This window comes from Microbacterium sp. JAI119 (assembly GCF_013410135.1).
GTDB classification, from domain to species: Bacteria; Actinomycetota; Actinomycetes; order Actinomycetales; family Microbacteriaceae; genus Microbacterium; species Microbacterium oxydans.
In genome coordinates this window covers 38,846-60,868 of the sequence record NZ_JACCCK010000003.1, presented here as the reverse complement: position 1 = coordinate 60,868, position 22,023 = coordinate 38,846, and the positions used below count along the sequence as shown (strand labels likewise).

34 protein-coding genes are annotated in these 22,023 nt (G+C 64.9%); 13 read left to right on the top strand and 21 right to left on the bottom strand.

Annotated features, from left to right (window positions below):
• Window positions 1-86 precede the first annotated feature (86 nt).
• Both HDC31_RS14715 and HDC31_RS14710 read right to left on the bottom strand, forming a co-directional pair.
• Window positions 87-1,064, bottom strand: coding sequence for an SRPBCC family protein (locus HDC31_RS14715; RefSeq protein ID WP_113680290.1), 978 nt, complete (start codon window positions 1,062-1,064; stop codon window positions 87-89).
• A gap of 2 nt (window positions 1,065-1,066) precedes the next feature.
• Window positions 1,067-1,456 carry a helix-turn-helix domain-containing protein gene (locus tag HDC31_RS14710; RefSeq protein ID WP_113680289.1) on the bottom strand — a complete coding sequence of 130 codons (390 nt, stop codon included), beginning with the start codon at window positions 1,454-1,456 and terminating at the stop codon, window positions 1,067-1,069.
• A gap of 291 nt (window positions 1,457-1,747) precedes the next feature.
• On the opposite strand from HDC31_RS14710, the gene HDC31_RS14705 reads away from it, so the two are divergent.
• The 4 genes from HDC31_RS14705 (at window position 1,748) to HDC31_RS14690 (ending at window position 7,269) form a co-directional block, all read left to right on the top strand.
• Window positions 1,748-2,488 carry a hypothetical protein gene (locus HDC31_RS14705; protein WP_179516280.1) on the top strand — a complete coding sequence of 247 codons (741 nt, stop codon included), beginning with the start codon at window positions 1,748-1,750 and terminating at the stop codon, window positions 2,486-2,488.
• Window positions 2,481-4,523: a Mu transposase C-terminal domain-containing protein gene (locus tag HDC31_RS14700; RefSeq protein ID WP_179516279.1), complete on the top strand. Its 2,043-nt coding sequence runs from the start codon at window positions 2,481-2,483 to the stop codon at window positions 4,521-4,523. The genes HDC31_RS14705 and HDC31_RS14700 overlap by 8 nt, the downstream gene beginning before the upstream one ends.
• Entirely contained in the window at window positions 4,520-5,566 is a 1,047-nt protein-coding gene (locus tag HDC31_RS14695; RefSeq protein ID WP_179516278.1) for a TniB family NTP-binding protein, read from the top strand. The genes HDC31_RS14700 and HDC31_RS14695 overlap by 4 nt, the downstream gene beginning before the upstream one ends.
• Before the next feature lie 149 nt (window positions 5,567-5,715).
• Complete coding sequence (locus HDC31_RS14690) at window positions 5,716-7,269, top strand: zinc-ribbon domain-containing protein (protein WP_147251165.1); 1,554 nt, start codon at window positions 5,716-5,718, stop codon at window positions 7,267-7,269.
• Between the two features lie 36 nt (window positions 7,270-7,305).
• On the opposite strand, the gene HDC31_RS14685 is transcribed toward HDC31_RS14690, so the two are convergent.
• From HDC31_RS14685 to HDC31_RS14675, 3 genes are all read right to left on the bottom strand, one after another.
• Window positions 7,306-7,509: a hypothetical protein gene (locus HDC31_RS14685; protein ID WP_113680285.1), complete on the bottom strand. Its 204-nt coding sequence runs from the start codon at window positions 7,507-7,509 to the stop codon at window positions 7,306-7,308.
• A 101-nt stretch (window positions 7,510-7,610) separates the two neighbouring features.
• Complete coding sequence (locus HDC31_RS14680; protein ID WP_147251164.1) at window positions 7,611-7,856, bottom strand: hypothetical protein; 246 nt, start codon at window positions 7,854-7,856, stop codon at window positions 7,611-7,613.
• A gap of 15 nt (window positions 7,857-7,871) precedes the next feature.
• Window positions 7,872-8,282, bottom strand: a complete 411-nt coding sequence (locus HDC31_RS14675; protein WP_147251163.1) for a hypothetical protein — start codon at window positions 8,280-8,282, stop codon at window positions 7,872-7,874.
• Window positions 8,283-8,344: 62 nt separating this feature from the next.
• Between HDC31_RS14675 and HDC31_RS14670 the strand changes: the two genes are divergently transcribed.
• On the top strand, window positions 8,345-8,626 hold the full coding sequence (locus tag HDC31_RS14670) for a helix-turn-helix domain-containing protein (protein WP_220151065.1): 282 nt from the start codon (window positions 8,345-8,347) through the stop codon (window positions 8,624-8,626).
• A gap of 138 nt (window positions 8,627-8,764) precedes the next feature.
• On the opposite strand, the gene HDC31_RS14665 is transcribed toward HDC31_RS14670, so the two are convergent.
• Window positions 8,765-9,469, bottom strand: a complete 705-nt coding sequence (locus HDC31_RS14665; RefSeq protein ID WP_113680282.1) for a TetR/AcrR family transcriptional regulator C-terminal domain-containing protein — start codon at window positions 9,467-9,469, stop codon at window positions 8,765-8,767.
• A 421-nt stretch (window positions 9,470-9,890) separates the two neighbouring features.
• On the opposite strand from HDC31_RS14665, the gene HDC31_RS14660 reads away from it, so the two are divergent.
• From HDC31_RS14660 to HDC31_RS14640, 5 genes are all read left to right on the top strand, one after another.
• Window positions 9,891-10,274, top strand: coding sequence for a hypothetical protein (locus HDC31_RS14660; RefSeq protein ID WP_179516277.1), 384 nt, complete (start codon window positions 9,891-9,893; stop codon window positions 10,272-10,274).
• A gap of 57 nt (window positions 10,275-10,331) precedes the next feature.
• Window positions 10,332-11,129 carry a DUF2382 domain-containing protein gene (locus tag HDC31_RS14655; RefSeq protein ID WP_113680281.1) on the top strand — a complete coding sequence of 266 codons (798 nt, stop codon included), beginning with the start codon at window positions 10,332-10,334 and terminating at the stop codon, window positions 11,127-11,129.
• Between the two features lie 151 nt (window positions 11,130-11,280).
• Window positions 11,281-12,057, top strand: a complete 777-nt coding sequence (locus HDC31_RS14650) for a hypothetical protein (protein WP_113680280.1) — start codon at window positions 11,281-11,283, stop codon at window positions 12,055-12,057.
• Between the two features lie 181 nt (window positions 12,058-12,238).
• Window positions 12,239-12,661, top strand: coding sequence for a YsnF/AvaK domain-containing protein (locus HDC31_RS14645; protein WP_113680279.1), 423 nt, complete (start codon window positions 12,239-12,241; stop codon window positions 12,659-12,661).
• A gap of 16 nt (window positions 12,662-12,677) precedes the next feature.
• Window positions 12,678-13,364, top strand: coding sequence for an HAD family hydrolase (locus tag HDC31_RS14640; protein WP_113680278.1), 687 nt, complete (start codon window positions 12,678-12,680; stop codon window positions 13,362-13,364).
• 63 nt (window positions 13,365-13,427) lie between these two features.
• Here HDC31_RS14640 and HDC31_RS14635 read toward each other — a convergent pair whose 3' ends face one another.
• The 15 genes from HDC31_RS14635 to HDC31_RS14570 all read right to left on the bottom strand — a co-directional run bounded on the left by HDC31_RS14635 (window position 13,428) and on the right by HDC31_RS14570 (window position 20,350).
• On the bottom strand, window positions 13,428-14,300 hold the full coding sequence (locus tag HDC31_RS14635) for a phosphatase PAP2 family protein (RefSeq protein ID WP_308208619.1): 873 nt from the start codon (window positions 14,298-14,300) through the stop codon (window positions 13,428-13,430).
• Between the two features lie 502 nt (window positions 14,301-14,802).
• Entirely contained in the window at window positions 14,803-15,744 is a 942-nt protein-coding gene (locus HDC31_RS14630) for a diacylglycerol kinase family protein (RefSeq protein WP_113680276.1), read from the bottom strand.
• Between the two features lie 79 nt (window positions 15,745-15,823).
• Window positions 15,824-16,030, bottom strand: coding sequence for a hypothetical protein (locus HDC31_RS14625; RefSeq protein WP_113680275.1), 207 nt, complete (start codon window positions 16,028-16,030; stop codon window positions 15,824-15,826).
• A gap of 83 nt (window positions 16,031-16,113) precedes the next feature.
• A complete protein-coding gene (locus tag HDC31_RS14620) occupies window positions 16,114-16,284 on the bottom strand; it encodes a CsbD family protein (protein ID WP_113680274.1) in 171 nt (56 codons plus the stop codon).
• Window positions 16,285-16,339: 55 nt separating this feature from the next.
• Complete coding sequence (locus HDC31_RS14615) at window positions 16,340-16,501, bottom strand: hypothetical protein (RefSeq protein ID WP_179516276.1); 162 nt, start codon at window positions 16,499-16,501, stop codon at window positions 16,340-16,342.
• Between the two features lie 52 nt (window positions 16,502-16,553).
• On the bottom strand, window positions 16,554-16,685 hold the full coding sequence (locus HDC31_RS20300; RefSeq protein ID WP_257022217.1) for a hypothetical protein: 132 nt from the start codon (window positions 16,683-16,685) through the stop codon (window positions 16,554-16,556).
• 2 nt (window positions 16,686-16,687) lie between these two features.
• Complete coding sequence (locus tag HDC31_RS14610) at window positions 16,688-17,236, bottom strand: hypothetical protein (protein WP_113680273.1); 549 nt, start codon at window positions 17,234-17,236, stop codon at window positions 16,688-16,690.
• A gap of 44 nt (window positions 17,237-17,280) precedes the next feature.
• On the bottom strand, window positions 17,281-17,547 hold the full coding sequence (locus tag HDC31_RS14605; protein ID WP_061015498.1) for a GlsB/YeaQ/YmgE family stress response membrane protein: 267 nt from the start codon (window positions 17,545-17,547) through the stop codon (window positions 17,281-17,283).
• Between the two features lie 33 nt (window positions 17,548-17,580).
• Complete coding sequence (locus HDC31_RS14600) at window positions 17,581-17,850, bottom strand: hypothetical protein (protein ID WP_113680272.1); 270 nt, start codon at window positions 17,848-17,850, stop codon at window positions 17,581-17,583.
• A gap of 16 nt (window positions 17,851-17,866) precedes the next feature.
• Window positions 17,867-18,061, bottom strand: coding sequence for a hypothetical protein (locus tag HDC31_RS14595; protein WP_113680271.1), 195 nt, complete (start codon window positions 18,059-18,061; stop codon window positions 17,867-17,869).
• Window positions 18,062-18,080: 19 nt separating this feature from the next.
• The gene (locus HDC31_RS14590) at window positions 18,081-18,695 is read right to left on the bottom strand and encodes a hypothetical protein (RefSeq protein WP_113680270.1); all 615 of its coding nucleotides are present in this window, start codon (window positions 18,693-18,695) and stop codon (window positions 18,081-18,083) included.
• Window positions 18,692-19,276 carry a DUF6286 domain-containing protein gene (locus tag HDC31_RS14585; protein WP_113680269.1) on the bottom strand — a complete coding sequence of 195 codons (585 nt, stop codon included), beginning with the start codon at window positions 19,274-19,276 and terminating at the stop codon, window positions 18,692-18,694. Before HDC31_RS14585 ends, HDC31_RS14590 begins: the two co-directional genes overlap by 4 nt.
• Window positions 19,273-19,683 (bottom strand): hypothetical protein, encoded by a 411-nt coding sequence (locus tag HDC31_RS14580; protein WP_113680268.1) that lies wholly within the window; start codon window positions 19,681-19,683, stop codon window positions 19,273-19,275. Before HDC31_RS14580 ends, HDC31_RS14585 begins: the two co-directional genes overlap by 4 nt.
• A complete protein-coding gene (locus tag HDC31_RS14575) occupies window positions 19,683-19,871 on the bottom strand; it encodes a DUF2273 domain-containing protein (protein WP_061015492.1) in 189 nt (62 codons plus the stop codon). Before HDC31_RS14575 ends, HDC31_RS14580 begins: the two co-directional genes overlap by 1 nt.
• Window positions 19,868-20,350 carry an Asp23/Gls24 family envelope stress response protein gene (locus HDC31_RS14570; protein WP_113680267.1) on the bottom strand — a complete coding sequence of 161 codons (483 nt, stop codon included), beginning with the start codon at window positions 20,348-20,350 and terminating at the stop codon, window positions 19,868-19,870. The genes HDC31_RS14575 and HDC31_RS14570 overlap by 4 nt, the downstream gene beginning before the upstream one ends.
• Before the next feature lie 138 nt (window positions 20,351-20,488).
• Between HDC31_RS14570 and HDC31_RS14565 the strand changes: the two genes are divergently transcribed.
• From HDC31_RS14565 to HDC31_RS14555, 3 genes are read left to right on the top strand one after another with little or no spacing between them, the layout of a single operon-like run.
• Entirely contained in the window at window positions 20,489-21,052 is a 564-nt protein-coding gene (locus HDC31_RS14565; protein WP_113680266.1) for an RNA polymerase sigma factor, read from the top strand.
• Window positions 21,043-21,642, top strand: coding sequence for an Asp23/Gls24 family envelope stress response protein (locus HDC31_RS14560; protein ID WP_179516275.1), 600 nt, complete (start codon window positions 21,043-21,045; stop codon window positions 21,640-21,642). Before HDC31_RS14565 ends, HDC31_RS14560 begins: the two co-directional genes overlap by 10 nt.
• A complete protein-coding gene (locus HDC31_RS14555; protein ID WP_113680264.1) occupies window positions 21,639-21,983 on the top strand; it encodes a hypothetical protein in 345 nt (114 codons plus the stop codon). Before HDC31_RS14560 ends, HDC31_RS14555 begins: the two co-directional genes overlap by 4 nt.
• Window positions 21,984-22,023: the final 40 nt, after the last annotated feature.

Here is a 22,023-nt window from a genome sequence, read left to right as displayed (position 1 = left end):
GGACAACTCCTCAAGAACAGTGCGCCGAGAGCCGGAGAACCGGCCGGACCGCGGGGGTCCGGCCGGTCCTGAGGAGTTGTTCACACTCAGACGGCGAGCAGCTCCCGCTCCAGACGGGCGAACGACGACTCCATGCCGTCCACCATGCCGGTGGCGAGGATCATGTCGCGCGTCTCCTTGTCGGGGTACTCGATGAGCAGAGTGACGAGGGTCGCGCCGTCCTCCTCATACAGGTTCAGATCGTTGAGGGTCTCGGTCGGCAGGCCCTGCATCCGCTCGGTGGTCACTGCGCGGCGCGGAGCATCGATCAGGAGCGCCTCCCCCTCGAATCCGAACGGCTGCCCCTCGGTGTCGCCGACCGGCGCCCACGAGTTCCGGTACGACTGGCCGACCTCGGTGGCGGCGACGCACTCCGTCATCTCCCACCCGTCGGGTCCGAGCATCCACTTGCGGATGAGCTCGGGCTCGAAGTGCGCGCGCCACACCAGCTCGCGCGGCCCATCGACCAGGCGGGTGATGCGCACGTGCGTGTCGTCGAGCAGCTCCAGTCGCGTGCCCTTGCCCTGCGCGTAGTCGCGGAGATCCTGCAGCACGGTGTCGAGCTGCGCCATCGCCATCTTGATCCCCTCGACCTGGCCCATCTCGACGACCTGCTCGAGGGCGTCGACCGAGTCGAAGTGGCTCGTGGTGGTCATACGGGTGCCGTCGGCGGTGGACTCGAAGGCGAAGGTCATCCGCTGGGCGGGGAAGCCGTCGAGCGGCGTGCCGTTCTCGTCGACGAACGAGTCGATGACCTCGAATGCGTTCGGCGCATCGATCGAGATGAACTCCCACGACCCGGACGACTTCTCCCCGCGCGGACCGTTCATCGAGTACTGCGCACGACCGCCGACGGTGTGGTCCCACGCGGTGAAGGTGGCCGGCCATCCGGGAGGGCCCCAGAAGCGCTCGAGCTGCCGCGGGTCGGAGTAGGCGCTCCACACCCTCTCGATGGGGGCGGCGAAGTCGGCGACCACGGTCATGGTCAGGTTGTCGGCATCGGTGATGACGTCGGTGACAGGCATGTTCAGTCTCCTTGTTCGGTGTTCGTGCTGTCGCTGTTGTCGGACGAGTTGGACCGAGGAGTCTCGGCCAGCAGATCGTCGAGCCGGGCGATGCGCGACCGCCACAGCTCTTCGTATCGGGCGAGGAGCGCCCTGGCGCGGGCGATCATCTGGGGGTTCGCGCGGACGAGCCGCTCGCGTCCCTCGGCGCGCTTGACGATGAGGTTCGCGGCTTCGAGCACGGCGACGTGCTTCTGCACCGCGGCGAACGACATCTCGTATTCGGAGGCGAGGGTCGAGACCGACTGCTCCCGCTCGATCGTCCGGCGCAGGATGTCGCGCCGGGTCGACGTCGCCAGTGCGTGGAAGACACGGTCGACCTCCGCTTCGCTCAGTTCTCTTTGTGCAACCATTTGGTTGTACGTTATGCCTGTGCGGCGGGTGTGTCAAGGAGTATTTGTCGGGAACGCGTTCCCGTTGCATTTAGGCACTTTTCGTTGCACTGGCCTGTGTTGTCGCTGCACTGAATGCAGCGAAACACCGACGCGGGTCCGAGCAGTGCGCTGTGTCAGCGGAAGCATCAGCACGAGGCACGCAGCGTTGCGGGCCCGATGGGAGGCATCCAGGTGCGACCGGTCGACATCGCAAAGCAGATCACAACCCGGCGCCGTTCGGCTCGCACCGAACTGCACTGGATACCGCGTATGAACGACGACCACGCCGGGGGCCATCAGCACTATGCCTCCGCCGACAGAAGTCTCGGCGAACGGGACTGGGCTGCGATCGATCCGATTCAGGTACGCACGTCAAAGGGCGTTCGGCACTACTTCACGGGCGCGCTTTACTTCTGGCAGCGCTCGCGCACTCATGTGTGGTGTGAGTCGCAGGAGGAGCGCTGGGAAGTGCTGTGGCTGGACTACGGCGGCCTGGTAGACCGATTGTGGTCACAGCCGATGGCGGTCGCGTTCGGGCACGGTTCGAGCTTGTCCGGGCATTCGCACGTGCCTGACCTCTTGGCGCAGTTCACCGATGGCAGCTACGGGTTGCTCGACGTTCGTCCGGCTGAGCTCGTCGACGAGCGAGCACGCCTGCAGTTCGACGAGACGGCGAAGGTCTGCGCCGCACTCGGGTGGCAGTATCGCGTGCTGACCGGGCACAACCCCCTCGCGACGCGGAACCTCGACTGCATATCGGCATCTCGTCACGACCGTTGCAGGCCGACGGCACAGGCGGAGACGCTGATTGTGGATGCGGCGCGCGGAGGCAGAACGCGTGGGGAACTGTGTCGGATCGTCTCGCCGGAGTGCCCACCACTTGCGTGCGCTTGGGTCGACAACCTCGCGTGGCGAGGGCTGCTCGACCTCGATCTCTCAGCGACGTTCAGCAGCGACACCGTTTACACGACCTCGGAGCGTGTCCGGGAAGGAGCGTTGGCGAATGCATGACGATCACAAGCTTCGGCTAGGCGATGCCGTCGAGATCGACGGTGAGACCTGGGTATGGGAGGGAGTGCGCCGCGGCACCGAGGCGAAGCTTCGGCGCGATGGATCCGCCGACGACTGGCTAGTCCTATCGGTCCCGGAGTTGCTCTCGCACGCCGGGACCGCGCGGCGCAACACCGACCTGCCATTGCGGCCGCGCGAAGGCGCCTGGCCAAGTGACGTACGTGACATGGAGAAGCATCTGCTTGAGGCCTTTCGAGGAGTCCCTATGGATGCAACCGCCACCAGCCCACGGCCGCCTTATGACCCAGCATCGACGAGTCAGGAACAGCGGATCGCTTCGAAGACCGCCGAGTTAGCGGGCACGTCGCTCGCGCGATCTCGGCGCACCCTTTACAACCTGTGGAGCGCGTACCAGACTCACGGTGCCGCCGGCATTGACGCTCGAATGCACCGCAAGAGCAAGAAGCGGCTAGCCATTGCGAAGGCCGACCCGAGGCTCGTTGCCGTCATCGATCGCGCACTCGACGATCGCAGGGATATGCCGACCAGCACTCGACGCCACTGCGCGTTGCTGGTGCGCCGAACGTTGGAAAGCATGTACCCCGGCGATGCTGTCTGCACCATCAAGGACGGCACCTTGCAGGGCTACGTAAATGAACGCGACGCCGGACGATACAGCTTTGCCAAGGCCACCACCCGACGCACAGCGGCTAACAGCCCCGATCGCGCGTTCTTCTCTGGAAACGCGTCTCGTCTCGGCGCGGTTTGCGAGATCGACTCGACCAAGCTCGACGTGCAGGTTTGGGACGATAAGGGCAACGTGTTCCGCCCCACGGCAACGGTGCTGTTCGACGTCGCGAGTCGAGTTCCCCTCGCGTGGGCCATTCACGCAGACGCGCCGAACGGTTTCGATCATGCCCTGCTTCTGGCGCGCGCGATCGTCGGACGCCGCGCGATTCCGGGCTCCTCCGCAGCCGTACTATCGGGATCCGCGATGCTCCCGGTCGAGCTGATGAAACGGGTCAACCCCTATCTCGACGATGACTCGCTGGCGGTCCCGTGGATCTTTCCCCACGCGATCACCGTAGATGGCGGCGCTGACTACCGCTCCGCAACCTTCGAGGCAGCCTGCCGCGCGTTCGGCATCACCCTTGTACTCGCACCACCCAACACGCCAACGGTGAAGCCGCATGTTGAACGCAACTTCGGCACCGCGTCGACGAGCTTCGCGACATGGTTGGCCGGCTCGACGGGCAACTCGGTAGCCAATCGTGGCAAGCGCGACGCACCGACGCTCACCCTCGACTCCGTGCGCCTCGCGTTTGAGACTTGGATTACGACGGTCTACCTCAACACTCAACACGGCGGACTGAGATCGCCCCTGTTCCCTGGACGGGAGTGGACGCCGAACCAGATGTACGCGGCGCTGTTCGAGGTAGGACCGGGCGTTCAATTGCCGTTCCGCGCCGAGGACTTCTTCGCACTGCTACCGACCAAACCCCGCGTCATCAGCAACGAAGGCATCGCGTTTCAGAACCGCACCTACGACTCGCAACTGCTCGCCGATCTCCGGGGGCGCTCGATGACCGGGACAGCCTCGCCTGGGTCGAGAAGTGCCCGCAAGGTCGACATCAGTTACGACCCGTACAACCTCAACGCCGTCTGGGTACGTCACCCAGAAACCAACGAGTGGATCGAGTGCTGGGATACGGCGCTCGATGATCGATCGGCGTGGATGGCGGCGGAGACCGCGGTGAAGCTGGTTGAGCGGTTCGGGGATGGCGACGGCGGTGAGACTCCGAAGACTGCAGAGTTCTTGGACTCTGTTGAGCGGCGGGCGCGCAGCGACAAACGCGCCCGCTCTAGACAACTCCGAGATCAACGCGTCCCGGCTATGGCAGGCGACACCATTGAAGGATCTGCCGAGTCAACGCCGATCAAACTGCGAGAGTGGGCCGCTCCGGTCGACGTAGACGACATCGACTGGAACTCGTCGGCATACGACATCGTCACGATCAAGGACATCCGCTCGTGATCGTCGAGCCACTCATCTTGGATCACGACCGCAAGACCACCCTGCCCGGCCTACGAGAGGCCTTTAGCTCGCTCCCACCGCCTCCGCCGGCCCTCTCGTTCGCTGACTACGCTGCCCTGCCCACTGACGATCGCTCAGCGTATGACCAGGCACGGGATGACTTTCTGCGACTGACGCTGCGGGTGCCGACCCCCGAGCAAGACCTCAGCGCCGGCATCCTCGCCAAGCTCATCAGTTCCAATCCCCGCCGCAAGAACTCCCGCCGGGGACTCATGATCTCGGCCCCGATGTTCTACGGAAAGACCGAACTTGCCCTGCTTCTGGCTCGTTCCGTCGAGTATGAACACGCCAGGCGATACCCGGAGTACGCCGACAACGGCGAAGTTCCCGTGGTCTGGGTCGAGATGACCGACCACGCGACCGGTAAGGCCCTGCTCGCGCAGATCATCCGATTCGTCACGCCGACCATCGCGCTGCCGACGCGCATCACCACAGACGAACTCCGGCACCGCGCCGTTGATCTGTTGCGCCTCCACCGCACGAAGCTTCTCGTGATCGATGAGGCTCACAATCTCGGGGGCAGCGAGCCCTCCAGCATCATCAAGGCGTTGCAGAACGAGTCGTCAGCGACGGTGGCCTTGGTCGGCATCAGCCTCGCCAGCGGAACGGCTTTCGGTAAGGGCGACGGTCTGCAGGTCACGATGCGATGCGACATGGTGGAGCTGCGTCGGGCTGACGAGACCGATGCCGGGCGCGCTTTATGGGACCGCTGGGTCACAACATTCGATCGCAATCTCCCTCTCTGCGAACACGCTCCTGGCACCCTGACGCGGAATGCCCGGGCTTTGCAGAAGGCCGCCGACGGGCGTCTCGCAGTACTCGCTCTGATCGTTGAACGGCTGGTCGCTTCAATTCTCGACGACCACCGCCGGCGCGACGAGCAGGTCACCCGCCACCGGCTCTTCACCGTGCTCGACGGCCTGCGCCACACGACACCGGTTCGGCACCCGATCACGATCGAAGACTTGGTTGAGGCGGCGTGACTGACACTCGGGCATGGGCGATCCGGCCGAAGTGGTACCGACTGGAGACACCACGCTCGTACGCACAGCGTCAGTGCCAAGCTACGGGGGTCCCGTTCGAGGACGTGGAGCGAGGGCTCACCTCCGAGAAGCAGCGATACATATACCGGGTGTGGAAGGACGAGGGTGCGGCCGCCGCAATCGTCGAGGCGGCCGCCGGACGGCCCCAGGGCCACTACCTTCGCCTGCGCGATATCGCACAACCGAACCCCTCCTTGACCTATCCCCAGCGCTTCCTTTGCCGCCTCTGCTCGGCTCGCGATCAGGTGGAGCAGATCCCGCACGATCGCGAGAACTGGTGCCTTCGACATCCGGGGCAGATGGTCTGGGTGGGTCCAGGTACGACCACTGAGACACAGCAGATCGTGTCTCATGACAGAGCCCTATTTAAAGCCGAGCGCAGGTTTCGCCGCCTCGTGACCCGCGGCCACGTCAGCCCGCGCTTGCACGCTCGGGCATGGGAGATGGTGCGTGACAACGCGTGGCTGACGCGACCCGAGGGGTGGAACGCAGCACTATCGCTCTGCGCAGACGACCGGGAGGTCCGCGGCCGCGCGGCGCTCTACGCGGAGACCATCACTGTGCTCGAGGTGATTTCCGACGCGAAACGAGTCCAGCGGCTGGCCGCGTGCTCGTCGGTCGACCTCCGCCATGCGATCAGGAGCGCTCTGGCCTCTGTCGACGGACCGATCGAGGTTCTCGTGGAGCGGATTGTGCTGTGGCTACGCCCCCTACGCCGTGAAGTATGCGCGACCCGCATCGAATACCTCGATGTCCCGTTGGAGGTCGTCGACACCTCGGCAATCATCGACGTATCTGCCCCCTACCCTTTGTGGATTCAGCGATCTCCGCAGGCGATCGCTGAATGGGACTGGACACGCAACGCTGGCGACCGCGACCCTTGGGGGCAACAAGGGACGTCCGTGAAGGCGTGCTGGGTTTGCGATCGCGGCCACCGCTGGGAGACATCGCCGTACGTGCGGTCGGTCGCGGGGTGTCGATACTGCGCCGGACAAGCGGCGTGGCCCGGTCAGACTGACCTCCGTACCGAGTATCCCAAGCTCGCGGCGGAGTGGGACCGAACTCCAGGAGCGAATGCGGGTGACCCGGACGGGGTCGGCGCGAGGTCGAATCGTCGCATCCGGTGGGTGTGCGGACAGGGGCACCGATGGCAGGCGAGCATCGCCAACCGCACCCGAAACGGCTCGGGCTGCCCCTTCTGCGCGCGCAACCGGGCGAGTCCAGGTGAGTCGGACTTGGCGACCGTTATGCCGGATCTTGCGGCCGAATGGGACTACGAGCGGAACGGCGAGTCGTCGCCTTCGTTCGTCGGTGCAAAGTCTGCGAAGAAGGTGTGGTGGGTTGGTCAGTGTGGACACGGCTGGCAGGCAGCGATCAACAATCGCTCGTCGGGCCAGGGCTGTCCGTTCTGCAGCCGCAAGCGCGCCTTGGCGGGTGTCACCGATTTGGCCACGGTCCGCCCCGATCTCGCGGCGGAATGGGACGCCTCGAACGAGTTGAAGCCACAGGAAGTACTTCCCCACTCAGGCAGAAGGGTTGCCTGGCAGTGCGCGGCTGGGCATCGCTGGGAAGCCGCGGTATATAGCCGTTCGGCCGGTCGGGGGTGCCCGCACTGCTCTGGTCGCTATAGAAGGCCGAAGTAGGCGGAAGGCACGGGACAGCTACGCGGACCGTCGCGACTACTCCGCCTCTGCCTCGGCGTCCGACTCTTCGCTCCCCGGGGCAATGTATGAGGCGTGGAGGTCGTCGAGCGCGGCGAGGAGGTGTTCAGGAGCGTCGCTCGGGTTATCGAAGAGCGCGTCGGCAATTCGCTGCAACTCTGCGGCCGCCTCGGCGAGCGTGTAAAGGCGATCAGATCCGTCTGACGGGTCATCGGTGGGCATCAGTGCTCCCTTCACAGGACTGGCAATCGAGACACGGCTGTCGATGCACGGGCGCGCGGTCAACCGCGGCTGGAGGTCGCACCACCCGTGCAGGCTGGTGGTCAACGATCCCGACCAACAGCTTCGAAGAGATACCGGTAGGCGTCTTCATCCAGCAGTCCGGTGAGGTAGGCGTACTCGACAGCGTCAAAGCTGTTGGGCCGCGCTTCCCAGTCATCGGCCAAACCCGTCGTGCGGTACGTCGGCTCGAACTGCCATTTCGACAGCGTCGCGACGAGTTCGTCTTGCGACATCTCACCATTGCGGGCGCTCTGGACGAGATCCATCGCCGTCGGATGCTCACTCACGACCTCACCTTTCGCTCAGACCCCCACGTCAACCTGATCAACTCGTCTCGACGCAGGCTGGGCTAGTGCGAGGCTGCCAGGTCGCACGACTTCACCCGCGCCGGCGGTGAAGCTGATCGCGCCGGTCCGACACCAGTAGAGAAGCAGCCAGTCACGCAGTAGTTGGAGGTGCGCCTCTTGGTCACCGCGTGACCGTTCCTTATCCGCGATGACGGTCAGCCAGTCGTGGGGCTCGAACATCGCATCTAGCAGTTCGGCAGGTGTTGGGCCCTGCGAATGCTCATCCCACCAGTCCCGCGCCGCCTCGTATGCATGCTGTGCGGTCGATAAACCATTGGGCTCGGAGACGATTGCAATTAGTGCCTCGAGAAAGGGATCGCGCGCGGCCATCTGGAAGCCGCGCACGTCGACAAGATCGAATCCCATGGGCAAGAGAATGCCATACCGATTAGGCCTACTTGGGGAGGCCTCGCGGCAAGCCTGAGAGGGTGCGCATTGATCCGGACCCGAGCTCCAACTGGAGCGCGTACGTCCGTGAGATAGGAACGAACATTCAGCGTCAGCGGCTCGCCCGTGGTTACAGCCAAGACCGCGTCGCATACGAAGCAAACCTGAGTAGGTACACGTTTCAGAAGCTCGAGAAGGGCGAGTCCCGTCCGGACACGGCGGCCAACCCGCGACTGATGACACTGCTTGCGATTTCGCAGGTGCTGGGCGTGGAGCTCTCGGCCCTTCTTCCTTCGCATCCGCCAGATCTGACCGCGCGGTAGCCGGCATAGCGGCGATCTCACCGAAGCGGCCGACGCCCTAGAGGGAATGATGTTCATCACACTTTCGCTAGGGAGGTAAGGCTGCATTGCGTGCACAGAACTGTCAGTGCACACCTTGACAGTGGAGCGACCATCCACCTATTGGGACAGTTGATGGTCGAGTCGGTCGAGGAGCGCCTCGAGGGATACCTCGAACTCTTCGTGGCTTCGGTCTTCGCTAAGCAGCTCCCGGAGTCGCTCGACTTCGGGAGCGTCGTCGAGCGTGACGTTGCCGTCGCGGCCGGGGAGGTCGGCGTCGCCTTCGTCGAGTGGTTCTTCCACCGGTCCTGTCTGTGCGCCGCGGATGGCGGACTCGAGGAGCAGTTGGCCGAGCAGGAAGCTGCTGAATGATCGGTAGGCGTCGACGGCTTGATCGTCGGTGAAGCCTTGCTCGATGAGGGCGCTGAGGAACGTGTTCACGACTTCGACGCTTCGCAAAGGCGGGCGCAGCCATGGCGCTGCCGGGTGTCGCGTGGCGACCAAGGGGAACGCCAGAGGGTGTTCGGTCGCGATGCTGCGCACTCCGTGCGCAACAGCCTGCAGGAACGGCTGCCAGTGCTCGCCGGACTCCTTCTTGAGGGTCGCGGTGAGGTCGGTCATCAGAAGTGCGACGACGCCCTCGAGGAGATCTTCTCGTCCGTGAACGTGGCGATAAAGCGACATGGCTTCGACGTTGAGTCGCTGGCCGAGGGATCTCATCGACAGTCCCTGCGCTCCGACGCTGTCGATCATCTCCAGCGCGCTTCGGATGATCAGCTCGCGGCTGAGCTTGGGTGCAGCAGGGCTGTTCGAGCTTTTACTCACAAGTGCCTCCGCTGTCAATCCTCTCTCGGAAATACCCAAATGGCCCCACGCTTACGGTGTAAACATTACTTGCAGTGGCCGTACGTGCGGTCGAGCTTTCGGCATCTGCCACCGCGCTCAATACTCAAGGAAAGGCAGACATGTCAGCAAACCGCGATGACAGTTCCGTCAATCGCCGGGACGTTCCGGTCAGATCGGACCGGTCCGACACGGCCGCCTATTCGGTGGCTGGTGGCGTTAGCACCCGTGATGAGGTTCTGGAGCGGGAGAAGGCGCGCTACGGCGGGATGAAGTTCGGGTCCGCGTTCTTCGGGTGGCTGACTGCCACCGGAACGGCCGTCATCCTCACCGCGGTCCTCGCGGCCACCGGCACCGCGGTCGGACTGGGCAGCGAGGTCAACCCAACGAGGCGGCAGAAGCCGTGTCAGAGAACGCGGGCACCGTCGGAGTCGTGGGCGCCATCGTGCTGGCTGTCATTCTGCTCGTCGCTTACCTCTGCGGCGGGTATGTGGCCGGCCGGATGGCGCGATTCGACGGCGTGAAGCAGGGCGTCGCGGTCTGGTTGTGGGCGCTCATCATCGCCGTGGTACTTGCGGTTCTGACGGCCGTGGCGGGAGCGCAGTTCAACATCCTCGGCACATTGAACAGCTTCCCCCGGATTCCCATCAACGAAGGCGAACTCACCGCCGGGAGCATCATCACCGTCATCGTCGCAGCGGTCATCGCCCTTGCCGGAGCGGTCCTGGGCGGGGCCGCGGGAATGCGGTACCACCGTCGCGTCGACAAGGCCGGCCTCGGCCGCTGATCCACCCCACCCCTCACGTCCCGGGCGCCCGTCCTGGGAGGAAAGAGAACCATCACCATGATTGACACCAACAGAATCAACGACCTCATCGGCGCTGACGTGTTCGGCAGCGACGACGACAAGATCGGATCCGTCGGACAGGTATACCTGGACGACAAGACGCAGGAAGCCACCTGGGTCACCATCAAGACCGGGCTGTTCGGCACGTCCGAAACGTTCGCTCCACTCCAGGACGCGTCGTTCGACGGCGACCGGGTGCGGGTCTCCTACCCGAAGGACATGGTCAAGGACGCGCCCCGGATCTCCAGCGACGGGTCCATCACTCGCGAAGAAGAAGCGGCGCTGTACCACTACTACGGCAACGGCACACCTGAACCGGCCGCACCGCTGTACGACCAGGACGCCGACAGCTCGGGACGGACCGACCGCGACGACGCGGCCGAAGGCTACGACACTTCCGGGCCGAACACCGACGATGCGATGACCCGCTCCGAGGAGCAGTTGCACGTCGGCACGGAGAAGGTCGAGACCGGCCGTGCCCGTCTGCGCAAGCACATCGTCACCGAACAGGTCACCAAGACCGTCCCGGTCAGCCATGAAGAGATCACCGTCACCCGCGAACCCATCACCGACGCCAACCTCGGCGACGCGATGAGCGGCGGGGAGCTCACCTCGGAGGAGCACGAAGTGGTCCTCACCGGGGAGCGAGTCGTCACCAGCAAGGAAACCGTTCCCGTCGAGCGAGTGCGCCTGGGCACCGAGACGGTGACCGAGCAGCAGCAGGTGACCGCAGATGTGTCTCACGAAGAGATCGAACTCGTCGACCCTGACGTCGACTCGGATCCTTCGAGGTAGACGCCCACAGTCGTGCCGGTCAGTTTCAGAGCGGGCTCCTGACCGGCACGACCCCACCCATCTGAGCCCGCCGCCTCAACCGAAAATCACCTGACAACCCTCGAGCCCACTCGGTGTGCGTCACCAAACCATCTGAAAGAGAGTCACCATCATGAATTTCCTCCAAGCACTGCAAGACGCCCTCGCGGTCGTCATCGCCTTCGTCCCGCTCGCCCTGCTGTTCCTGCTGATCCTCATCGTCGGCCTCATCGTCGCGAAGCTCATCTCCAAGGGCCTGGAAAAGCTCCTCGAAAAGGTGGGCTTCGACCGACTCGTCGAACGCGGCGGCATCAAGAAGGCGCTCGCGCAGTCGAAGCTCGACGCATCCGACATCGTCGGGAAGATCGTCTACTACACCCTCGTACTGTTCGTCCTGCAGTTCGCGTTCGGGGTCTTCGGCCCCAACCCGGTCAGTGACCTGCTCGAAGGCATCATCGGATTCCTGCCGAAGATCATCGTCGCGATCATCATCGTCGTCATCGCCGCAGCCATCGCCGCCGGCGCGAAGGGACTCATCCAGAACACCCTGGGCGGACTTTCCTACGGCAAGATCCTCGGCAACATCGTCGCGATCTTCATCCTGTTCCTCGGCGTCACCGCCGCGCTGAACCAGATCGAGGTCGCCACGACCGTCACCACGCCGATCCTCATCGCCGTGCTCGCGATCATCGCCGGCGTCATCATCGTCGGTGCCGGTGGCGGACTGATCAAGCCGATGCAGCAGCGCTGGGAAGCGATGCTCACCAAGGCCGAGGAAGAAGCGCCGAAGATCCAGCAGGAAGCCAAGAACGCGCCCAGCGTCACTGAGCAGGCCAAGCAGGCGAAGGAGCAGGTGCAGAACGCCACCCGCAACCAGCCGCAGCGCCCGCCGCTGCCGCCTCGCCGCTGATCCACCTGCACCCACCCGGGTGCGCTGGCCTCGCCTTGAGCGGGGCCAGCGCACCCGTCACGCTTGAGAGGAACCCCATGATTCGCACGCTGATCCGCTTTCTCCCCATCATCTTCCCCCTGGCCGTGAAGTTCTTCCGATCCCGGAAGGCGAATAGGCCCGGCCCGCAGAATCCCCGGCGATGATCTCTTCCGACGACGACAGCACTGCCGCCGCGGTGGTGCGGCACGAAGAGATCCTGCACGTCGCCACAGAAACAATTGCCCTCGAGACGGTGCGCATCGAGAAGTACATCATCACGGAGCGGCGAACTTTCACCGCCGATGTCCGACGCGAAGAGATCCGCATCACCCGCACCCCTGTCATCGATCCGGATGAGTTCCGCTCCCGCATGGACACCGACCCGGCCCCGCCCATCACGATGGTCCTCCACGAAGAGCAACTCGCCATCACCACGGCCATCGTCCCCGTGGAAACCGTCACGATCCGGGTGACCTCCGTCCCCAGCGAGCACCGTATTGACGACGCCCTTCGGCGGGAGGAGGTTGACATCGACGAGCACGCCACCACCGGCGGGCACCAGCCGAACCCCGCTGTCACATAACCGAAGGACGAACGCCATGCCAGACACCGTCATCTTCGACGTCGACGGAACACTCGTCGACAGCAACTACCAGCACACCCTCGCCTGGTACCGGGCGCTACGCCGAAGCAACATCACGGTGCCGATCTGGCGCATCCACCGAACCATCGGTATGGGTGGCGACAAGCTCATCACCGAGCTCGCCGGCCCCGACGCCGAAAAGGCCCACGGAGATGAGGTACGAGGCTCATGGGATGAAGAGTTTCAATTGCTGATAGACGAGATCCAACCCCTTCCGGGCGCGCACGAGCTGCTCGCCGAGGTGAAGCGACGAGGATTCCAGATCGTGCTGGCAAGCTCCGGAAAAGCAGCCCACGTCGAGCACAGCCTGGAACTGATCGGCGCACGGGAACTCGCTGACGCGTGGACCACTTCCGATGACGTCTCCGACAGCAAACCCGCACCCGAACTCGTCGAAACAGCGCTGCAGAAAGTCTCCCGGTCCTCCGCCATCATGGTCGGAGACGCCACCTGGGATGTCATCGCAGCCGTGAAACTCGGCGTGCCCACTATCGCCCTGCTCACCGGTGGCTCCTCACGCGCGGAGCTCATCGACGCGGGCTCGATTGCCGTATTCGACTCACCCCAAGACTTGCTCGATCACCTTGACATCACTCCGCTCGCGCACCCCTCAGACGAGACAGGACGCAACGCCGCGCACTGACGTGCGCCCTTTGCCGCGGACAGCGCGGACATCCACCGCGAGCTCAGGGTTCTAGCGAGCGTGTCATCCCAAGGCGGACAGCTGGTCCGACGACGCCGGCCCCGCCGGACGGTGAGCGCGGGCGGTGAGATAGATGCGGTGCGCGGTAATGACGATGGCGAGCCACGCGGCACCGAGCAGCCAGCCGGCGAGCACGTCGGTGAACCAGTGGTGACCGAGGTATACGCGGCTGAGCCCCACCACGACGGCGAACACCACGCCTCCCGTGATCGTGAGCACGCGGGTTCGGCGGGAGTGCTGCCGCAGCAGGATGAGGTAGACGATGATCCCGACCACGACGACGGCGTTAAGGGTATGACCGCTCGGGAACGACGGCGAGTACTCGTACGGCGGCACGGCGTCGACCAGCGGAGGACGCTCGCGCCCGATGAGCTCTTTGCCGGCGACCGTCATCAGCAGCGAGCCTGCGGCAGCGACCGTGATGAGGATGACGGGCGTCCACGAACGTCGACGGATGCCGAGGATGAGCATCGCGCTGATGGCGATGATCGGCATCCCGATCGTTCCCGCCGCATCGGTGATCGCGGTGATGACGGCATCCGTCGTCGGATTCCTGAACTGCAGAGACAGATCCAGGAGCGGGCGGTCGAGCCCCGCGACGCCGTCTTCGTCAGTGACCGCGTCGTAGACCTCGACGGCGACGACGCTTAACCCGAAGGCGATCGCGAGCCCGACCGCGAGGCTGATGAGCAGCGCCGCGTACGGACCGAGCTTCTCGGCGAGCCAGCAAGCGGATGCCGCGAGTGCCGCTCCGAAGCGGGTGGGCCAGTGCGTCAGATCATCGTCGCCGATGCGGCGGTCTTGGGCAAGCTCGCCGGCGGTGCCATAACCCCGCGCGACAGCGTCATCTTCTGGTGGCGTGAGAATCGGGGTCACGTCGACCATTCTGAGTCATCGAATATTTTGACCTCGGACTCCAGGAGAGGTGCATCGGAGCGCGGGGGCGGTAAGCGATCCCGGTGGGATTGTTTTCGCTCTGTACGGTGTCGACCGCGGAGCGCGCTACCCGGTTCGGGGAGGAGGCTGAGTCCGTGAGCGCTGTTCGCGGCCCGCATGAGCTCCTCTATCCAATCGCGATTGATGCGTGGTTCGCGGCTGCCGTGGAAGTGGAACTGTAGCGGCACCGCGGGGTGGATCCACAGTGCGCGGCGCGCAGCTACCTCACCGGTATCAAGGTCCAGCATGAATGGTTCACTACGCCGCAGCTTGTTCATCGCAACGATCCGCAGGTGCGCGAGGATCCGGTCTTCTAAGGGGATGCTGGGCATGGTGCCGTAGATGAACAGACCCAAACTCTTCTCTCTTCCTCCGTTTCTCGTCAGCGTATCCGTGTCGCGACTGGGCGCGTTCTGCGGCGGTGATCGACGGCCACGCGTGGCTATCGGATGTGGAGGGCCGCGGGCTGGACCGTGACGGTGAATGAGTCGGTGTCGCCGATCTGCTCGCCGTCGATTTCAAAGGGGCGCGGGCCGGGGAGGGTCACTTCAAGTTTTCGGGCACGGGCGTGGGTGACGGTATCGGTGCTGGTGGTCTCATCAGTACTGCTGATGAGGCGTTTGAGTCCGTTGTCCCACAGCATCGTCTTCAGTGTTCCCGCCCATTGCGCGACGCCTTCTGCGCTGAGCAGCAGGTAGTCCAGTTCACCGTCGGACGGGTCCGCGTCGGGAAGCAGGGTGAACCCGCCTTGGAGCGTGCCGCAGTTGGCGATGAGGAGAGTATGCCCTTCTTCGTCGCGGGCGGGCTGGTCATCGACGGTGATGTGGAAGGGGACGACATCGCTGGCGGCGAAAGCACGACCGAGGGATTCGACGTAAGCGAGCCAGCCGGCTTTGTCTTTGAGGTCATCGTCGGTCTCGGCGATCATGTGCGCGTCGATCCCGAATCCCACCATCACCACGAACCCGTGACGCTCTTTGCCGTCGGTCAGGTCCACGTCCACCCAGCCCATGTCCACGTCACGCGGGGTGCCGGTGAGGGCTCGAGTGAAGGCGGCGGGAATGTCGTTCAAGGGGACGTCGAGGTTTCGGGCGAGGAGGTTCCCGGTGCCCAGCGGGACGATGCCCAGTTCGATGGGCGACTGGATGTCGGCGAGGTGCTCGGCGACAGCACGGACGGTGCCGTCGCCACCGGCGACGACGATGAGGTCGGGGCCTGATTCGACGGCGCGGCGGGTGGCGTCTCCGCCGGGATCGCTTTCGGTGGTCTCCCACCAGGACACGTCGGGAGTGGTGTCCTCCTGAAGGGACACGGTGAGCCCTTCGCTGAGGGTGTCTTTGTCCGTCTTGGACGGGTTCCAGACGATGGCGAGTCGACGGGTCATGGGTGGGTCCTTTCGTGGGAACGGCGCAAGCCGGCCGCGCCTCGGGCTGGCGTGCGACCGGCTTGCGTGTTCCGAGTGCCTATTCGGCGTGCTCGTCTTCTTCGGGTTCGAAGGTGGACGCGGTGCCGGTGTGGCCGGCCGCGATGCCGCCGGGGTGGTTGGGGATCGTTCCGTCGCCCCCGAGCCCGACCGGTTTGGTGGTGCCGTCGGAGTCGTTTGTGGGGGTCTCCGCCTCGGGACCTTCCACGGAGGTGTCCTCTGACAGCGGCTTGTCGTTCTCGGTCATCGTGAGATCTTTCTGGACGTTAATATTCTCGAGGGGAAGGTGGGGAGGACCCGCGGGGGGCACGTTCCTCCCCACCCGGCTAGTTACTTGAGTTCGTCCTTGACGTTCTCAGCAGCCTTCTTGACCTTCGCCTCTGCCTGGTCGGCGGCGCCTTCGGCGGCGAGCTTGTCGTTGTCGGTGGCGTTGCCCAGCTTTTCCTTGGCCTTGCCGGTGAGGTCCTGCGCGGCGTTCTTGATCTTGTCGTCGAGTCCCATATCGGGTTCCCTTCCCTTGTGGTGGTGCACCGCGTGTGCGGGGCGTGTGTGGTGGTCAGTCGTCGTCGGAGTTGATGACGGCGTCTTCGGCGGCATCCATCGCCGCCTGGCCCTCTTCAGGCGATTCGGATCCCGCTGATGCTGCGGAATCGTCATCTACCGAGGTGTAGTCCTCGTCATCGCCCTGCGTGGAGCGGTCTATGCGCGAATCGTTCATGTGGTCTCCTGTCAGTTGTTGTGGTGATGAGCGGGTTTGCGTGCACGCCGGATCAGCCCGAAGGGTTTTCGAGCGGGCGACCTTCGTCGTCCGTGGTCTCGGGGAGAGGCTCGCGAGGCGTGTTGGAGTCCTGTTCCTCGCCGGCATCGTCGGCGGGCTTCGGGTCGTGCTTTTGGCTCGACATGCTCAGCTCCGGTGGGTGAGGCGGTGCAGGAGCCCGGCAACAGGACGTTGCTGTTCGCCCTGTTGTGCGCCGAGCACGATGAGAACACCGGTGAGGGCGGGGAGAACCCACTGCACGACACGCTGTTGGCGTTGCGCGGAGGTCAGCTCCGGCGACGCTACCTCGTCAGCTTCGGTGACGCCCTCGCCGCCCTCGTCAGCATGCTTGGCGATCTTGGTGCCGAGGATCCCGGCGTACAGGGTGGCAGCGGCAGCGGCAGCGGTGAGAGCGAACTTCACTTTCGTGTTCGTGCGGGATCCCGGCTGAGCGGCCAACCGTGACTTGTTCCCAAGGATGAGGCCGGCCCCGCCGATGCCGTGCGCGATGATCGCGGCCAGTTGGACGGGCGCCCACTTGGCCCACCCGATGGAGGACAGTCGCAGGCGCTCTGCGGGATCGGTGGCTTTCGCGGTGCCGCCGTTGAGGCCGACGGCGCCCATCAGGGTGCCTCCGAACCATGCGGCCAGCCCCACGTCGTGCAGGGATCGAACAAGAGTGTTGCGACCGGTCATGGTGCGGTTCCTATCGGTGAGTGTGAGCTGTGAGCGAGGTGCGTTTAGGACTTGGCTTTACGGCCGACGAAGAAGCCGTAGATGAGGAGGACGATGAGCGATCCGCCGATGGCGAGGAGCCAGGTCTGCAGGGAGAAGAACTCCTCCAAGGGGGCGTTGAACAGCACGCTTCCCAGCCATCCGCCCAGGAGGGCGCCGACGACGCCGAGGAGGAGGGTGATGAACCAGCCGCCGCCCTGTTTGCCGGGGAGGATGAGTTTGGCGATGGCGCCGGCGATAAGGCCGAGGAGGAGAAATCCGAGGAATCCCATGGGGTTGTTCTTTCTGTGCGGGTTTGCGACGGGTCAGTCGCGGCGGGCGAGGGTGGCGAGGATGGCGATCAGGCCGGCGAGGGAGACCGCGCCGATGGTGAGCACGCGTGCCGGGTTGTCGGTGTAGGCGGTGCGCAGCTTGTCCAGCCCGTCGTTGATGAGGATGCGGGCCTTGTCGACGGTGTCGGTCACGATGTGGCCGAGGTCATCGGTCTTGTCCTTCGCGGCGTTCGAGGTGTTATCGATGGCGTCGCGTACGGTGTCGGCGGCGTGGTCGACGGTGTGGTCGGTGTCTGAGGCCATGAGGGTTCCGTTCCGGCTACTTGGCGATGGCGCGGGTCAGCTTGCGGCTGCCGGCCTTGGTGGTCTTGCGCGCGGAGCGCACGCCCTGCGTGTTCCACGCCTTCTTCGCGTTCTTCTTGATGGAGCGGTACCGGCCACGGCCGGCGCGAGCGCCGAGCGTGTAGGCGCCGAACGCGATGGCGGCGACGAACAGGATGCGGAGGTAGGTCATGTCGATCCTTTACGGGCGGTCAGGAAAGACGGCGCTGGTCGTGCGCGAGCTTGGCGCGCAGGCCGGAGTGCACGGAGATGTACGTCTGGACGTTCTTTCCGGTCAACGTCGCCAGGTTGGAGACGAGTTGGTCCACGTCTGCGACCACCTGGGATGGGGAGGTGTTCTGCCGCGGTGTCACGCTGACGTGCATGACCGGGGTCTTGCGGATGTCGTTGGCGGTGACTGAGGAGAACAGGATCTCGTCGCGCTGGTCCAGGGAGTTCTTGAGAGCGTCGGAGACGAACGATTCCTGCACGGTGACGCGTCCAAGTGGATTCTGCGCTCCTGTGGAGCGCAGAACCGTGTGGGAGCGTCCACCGCCGACTCGGGTGAGCGCGACGATGAGGAGGATGACGAGGAACAGGATCAGCACGATGGCGGCCACAGCGATCCAGCTGATGGTGGTCGCTCCGACTGTTGTGGTGGCAATCGCGTTGTCCAGCCATCCCTGCCCGGCCTCGGTTGCTCCGGTCCAGTATTCTGCGCCAGCGGGCCACACGATGATGGCGACCAGAACGGTGCCGATGGCCAGGAACAGGATGCCGACGATGAACAGAACGATCCTGTTCAAGGCACGGTTGGTGCGGTTCATTGCTCGTCCTCGTTTTGTTTCGGGCGCTCCACGCGCACGCGGGTCTTCACCTTGGGTGTGAGCTGGTAGCTGTCCACCTCGGTGGCCGCGAGCTGCTGGATCGGGTCTTTGTCGAGGGGCACGCCGACGGCGGGGCGCACGGTGACATCGACGGTGCGGTGCGAGACACCGACGGTGATGTCCTCGCGGGCGATGCCGGTCTCGTCACTCAGATGCTGGGCGACAGATGCGGCGATCACGCCGTTGTCCACGAGCACAGCACGGTTCTCGTGCTGCATCTGGTGTTTGGACAGCCGCCCGGGGGCTAGGGCGAGGAAGACGAAGATGACGCCGAGCACGGCGATCACGACCCCGAAGACGGCGACGAGCCATCCGGGCTGCGCGGTCGGCAACCCGATGAGCCACGTCGCCGCGGCCGCGGGCCCCAGCAGCAGCGCGGGCTGTGCGAGCAGGAACAGCACGATCTCGGTACCGATGTAGATCAGCACGACCAGCAGCAGCACGACCGCGATGATCATCGCGACGGTGCGGGGCGAGTGGGTTTCGCGCCGCAGGACGCGGCGGAAGGCGGGGGAGCTCATTTCACTCTCTTCTTCTGCTCGGCGATGACGGCACCCGTGATGGTGATGTTCACCCGGGTGACCTCACGTCCGGTGACGTGCGCGATGCGGTCCCGGAGTTGCTCCTGCGCGGTCTGCACACGCTCCAGGACCGGGGCGCCGGCACGAATGGCGGCTGTGTCGTCCAGGTGTGGGATCGGGAGGGGTGTGCGGATCGTCAGGGCTATTCCGCCCCGCGCTTCCGACACCCCCACCGATACGTCACCGCGATCCACCCGAAGGGTGGTGGCAGTCGCTTCCTCAGCGACCTTCACGAGCACGCGCTCTTTGATGGTGATGCGGCCAGGGTAAGGCGAGGCGTCGTGCGACGCCCCGGCGGCGACCCGCGTGAGGTCGCCGCCGGCCTGGCCGGCTCCAGCCGCACTCATCACGAGGTGCGCCGGCCGGAGAACGCGTTCGCGAGGCCGCGCACGTCGAGCTTGCCCGACATGATCCGACCGACGAGCGCGCCGATTCCCATGAACAGGGCAACGAGGAGGAATCCCCAGAACCCGAACAGCAGGATCGAGACGGCGAGGATGACGCCCATCAGGGCGCCGGTGACGGTCGGGCTCATGAGACGCGCGACTCTTCCTCGTCCTTGTCGTCCGACGGCAGGTGCACGTCGTTGACCTCGACGTTGACCTCGACGACCTCGAGACCGACCAGCTGGCTGATCGCACCGCTGACCGCGGCGCGGACGTTGGAAGCGACTTCCTGGACCGGCATCGGATACTCCACGACGATGGTAATGTCGGCGGCAGCCTGGGTCTCGCCGACCTCGACCTTGACGCCCTGGGACTTGTCATCGGCGTTCACCACACTGCGGATCGCACCCATCGCACGGGCGCCACCGCCACCGAGCGCGTACACGCCGGGAACCTCACGGGCAGCGATGCCGGCAACCTTGGCGACCACGCCGTCGGCGATGGTCGTCTTGCCGGCAGCGGTGTCGTCCGCGGTGGGACGGGCCGGGGTGGTGCGGTCCACGCGCGAGCCGCCGAGAGCGGGCGTGGGAGCACCGGGGGTGGTGGGGGTCTGGTCTTCGGTAGCCATTGCAGTCCTTCTAACGGTTGGAACGGGAGAACGCAACCACCTTCAGGCGTCGCGTTCAGGGCGATATGTTCGCTCTACAAGTAAGAGTCCTGTTCCGGCAGGTTCGTCACAAAATAGTTTGAGAAAGTTTTCAGACCCATGACCTCACCACGGAGACAGGGCCTGGCAGCTGCACCGGATGAGATCCTCGTAGAACGTGCAGCCCAGGGCGACGCGGCCGCATTCGAAGCCCTGATCCGCAGGCACTCGCCGCTCATGCGCGCGTACGTCAGCCGCATCGTGGGGTCCCTCAGCGAAGCCGACGACGTCGTGCAAGAGTCTCTGTACACCGCGTGGCGGCGCCTGCCCGAACTGCGTGACCCGAAGGCGGTGAAAGCCTGGCTGATGCAGATCGCCAGCAGGCAGGCGTTCAAACACCTCCGCCGCCGCCCACCCGAAGACCCGCTCCCCCTCCTGGAAGCCGCCCACCCATCCGATACGCAACCGGAGAACGTCGCGATCCGAAACGCCCAACTCCAAGCACTGGCCACTGCGCTGGACACCCTCCCCCCGGACCTCCGACAAGCCTGGCTGCTGCGGGAGATCGCTGAACTCAGCTACGACGACATCGCCAAACAACTCAACATCCCCCGCACAACCATCCGCGGGAAACTATCCCGAGCACGCGCGTCGATCTACGCGCAGATGGAGGAATGGCGGTGACTGACACGACACCCCGCACGCTGGACTGCGGAAAGACCATCGAGGAGCTCAGCGACTACCTCTCCGCTGACCGCATCCCCTACAACCCATCCATCGAGACCTGCCCGGAATGCCTCAACGCCCTTCAGGCACTGAGCGGCGTCTCGCAGCTCAGCCGAGACCTGCTCGCCCAAGACGCGGCGACCCTTCCCGCGCCACCGGCGAACTGGATGGAACAACTCATGGCAACCATCCACGACGAAGTCCGCGCCGGCAGGTCCGTGCCGCTACACCACCCCGACCCCCGCGTGACCCTCACCGTCACCGAGGGCGCCCTGCGCGCCCTGATCCGCAGCATCGGAGACGACGTGCCCGGAACCATCATCGGAAAATGCCAGTTCGACGGAGACGTCGAAACACCCGGCGCACCCATCGATATCACCGTGACCGCCAGCATCGCCTGGAAATACCCGATCCCCGAAGCCGCCAGGGAACTGCGCGACGCGGTACGTGAAGCACTCACCACCCACACCCACCTCAACGTCATGTCCGTCAACGTCACGGTCGAAGATCTGCACGGCTACAACACCACCACCCAGGAGATGCCATGAGCAGCGACATCGACACCCCCCTGCCCCCTGATGCCCTCGACCCGGAGATCCTCACCGCGGCCGTGCTCGACATCGACAGCGTCATCGACATCTACCCGCCGGCACCCACCCTCACCCAGGCGCCCCAGTTGGTCGCCGCGCTGATAACCGGCGCCCCATCCCGCATCAACCGGGTCGACGTGCGAAGCGACGGAACCGCGCACACCCTCACTGCCCGAATCGGCACCGACCGCCACACCCCCGCACCGCAAGCCGCAGCCCACGTGGCGGACGCCCTCCTCGCCCGCATCCCCGGCGGCCACGATGCGACCGTGACCGTCCAGATCTCCCGCATCGCCTAAGACGAGCCGCGTACCTTGTTGCCCACAGCGGCGTTGGAAT

Bases quoted from the DNA above. Each gene is read 5' to 3' on its own strand.
- HDC31_RS14715 (WP_113680290.1), bottom strand. From the start codon at position 1,064: ATGCCTGTCACCGACGTCATCACCGATGCCGACAACCTGACCATGACC.
- HDC31_RS14710 (WP_113680289.1), bottom strand. From the start codon at position 1,456: ATGGTTGCACAAAGAGAACTGAGCGAAGCGGAGGTCGACCGTGTCTTC.
- HDC31_RS14705 (WP_179516280.1), top strand. From the start codon at position 1,748: ATGAACGACGACCACGCCGGGGGCCATCAGCACTATGCCTCCGCCGAC.
- HDC31_RS14700 (WP_179516279.1), top strand. From the start codon at position 2,481: ATGCATGACGATCACAAGCTTCGGCTAGGCGATGCCGTCGAGATCGAC.
- HDC31_RS14685 (WP_113680285.1), bottom strand. From the start codon at position 7,509: ATGCCCACCGATGACCCGTCAGACGGATCTGATCGCCTTTACACGCTC.
- HDC31_RS14675 (WP_147251163.1), bottom strand. From the start codon at position 8,282: ATGGGATTCGATCTTGTCGACGTGCGCGGCTTCCAGATGGCCGCGCGC.
- HDC31_RS14655 (WP_113680281.1), top strand. From the start codon at position 10,332: ATGATTGACACCAACAGAATCAACGACCTCATCGGCGCTGACGTGTTC.
- HDC31_RS14650 (WP_113680280.1), top strand. From the start codon at position 11,281: ATGAATTTCCTCCAAGCACTGCAAGACGCCCTCGCGGTCGTCATCGCC.
- HDC31_RS14645 (WP_113680279.1), top strand. From the start codon at position 12,239: ATGATCTCTTCCGACGACGACAGCACTGCCGCCGCGGTGGTGCGGCAC.
- HDC31_RS14640 (WP_113680278.1), top strand. From the start codon at position 12,678: ATGCCAGACACCGTCATCTTCGACGTCGACGGAACACTCGTCGACAGC.
- HDC31_RS14630 (WP_113680276.1), bottom strand. From the start codon at position 15,744: ATGACCCGTCGACTCGCCATCGTCTGGAACCCGTCCAAGACGGACAAA.
- HDC31_RS14625 (WP_113680275.1), bottom strand. From the start codon at position 16,030: ATGACCGAGAACGACAAGCCGCTGTCAGAGGACACCTCCGTGGAAGGT.
- HDC31_RS14620 (WP_113680274.1), bottom strand. From the start codon at position 16,284: ATGGGACTCGACGACAAGATCAAGAACGCCGCGCAGGACCTCACCGGC.
- HDC31_RS14615 (WP_179516276.1), bottom strand. From the start codon at position 16,501: ATGAACGATTCGCGCATAGACCGCTCCACGCAGGGCGATGACGAGGAC.
- HDC31_RS20300 (WP_257022217.1), bottom strand. From the start codon at position 16,685: ATGTCGAGCCAAAAGCACGACCCGAAGCCCGCCGACGATGCCGGCGAG.
- HDC31_RS14610 (WP_113680273.1), bottom strand. From the start codon at position 17,236: ATGACCGGTCGCAACACTCTTGTTCGATCCCTGCACGACGTGGGGCTG.
- HDC31_RS14605 (WP_061015498.1), bottom strand. From the start codon at position 17,547: ATGGGATTCCTCGGATTTCTCCTCCTCGGCCTTATCGCCGGCGCCATC.
- HDC31_RS14600 (WP_113680272.1), bottom strand. From the start codon at position 17,850: ATGGCCTCAGACACCGACCACACCGTCGACCACGCCGCCGACACCGTA.
- HDC31_RS14595 (WP_113680271.1), bottom strand. From the start codon at position 18,061: ATGACCTACCTCCGCATCCTGTTCGTCGCCGCCATCGCGTTCGGCGCC.
- HDC31_RS14590 (WP_113680270.1), bottom strand. From the start codon at position 18,695: ATGAACCGCACCAACCGTGCCTTGAACAGGATCGTTCTGTTCATCGTC.
- HDC31_RS14585 (WP_113680269.1), bottom strand. From the start codon at position 19,276: ATGAGCTCCCCCGCCTTCCGCCGCGTCCTGCGGCGCGAAACCCACTCG.
- HDC31_RS14580 (WP_113680268.1), bottom strand. From the start codon at position 19,683: ATGAGTGCGGCTGGAGCCGGCCAGGCCGGCGGCGACCTCACGCGGGTC.
- HDC31_RS14575 (WP_061015492.1), bottom strand. From the start codon at position 19,871: ATGAGCCCGACCGTCACCGGCGCCCTGATGGGCGTCATCCTCGCCGTC.
- HDC31_RS14570 (WP_113680267.1), bottom strand. From the start codon at position 20,350: ATGGCTACCGAAGACCAGACCCCCACCACCCCCGGTGCTCCCACGCCC.
- HDC31_RS14565 (WP_113680266.1), top strand. From the start codon at position 20,489: ATGACCTCACCACGGAGACAGGGCCTGGCAGCTGCACCGGATGAGATC.
- HDC31_RS14560 (WP_179516275.1), top strand. From the start codon at position 21,043: ATGGCGGTGACTGACACGACACCCCGCACGCTGGACTGCGGAAAGACC.
- HDC31_RS14555 (WP_113680264.1), top strand. From the start codon at position 21,639: ATGAGCAGCGACATCGACACCCCCCTGCCCCCTGATGCCCTCGACCCG.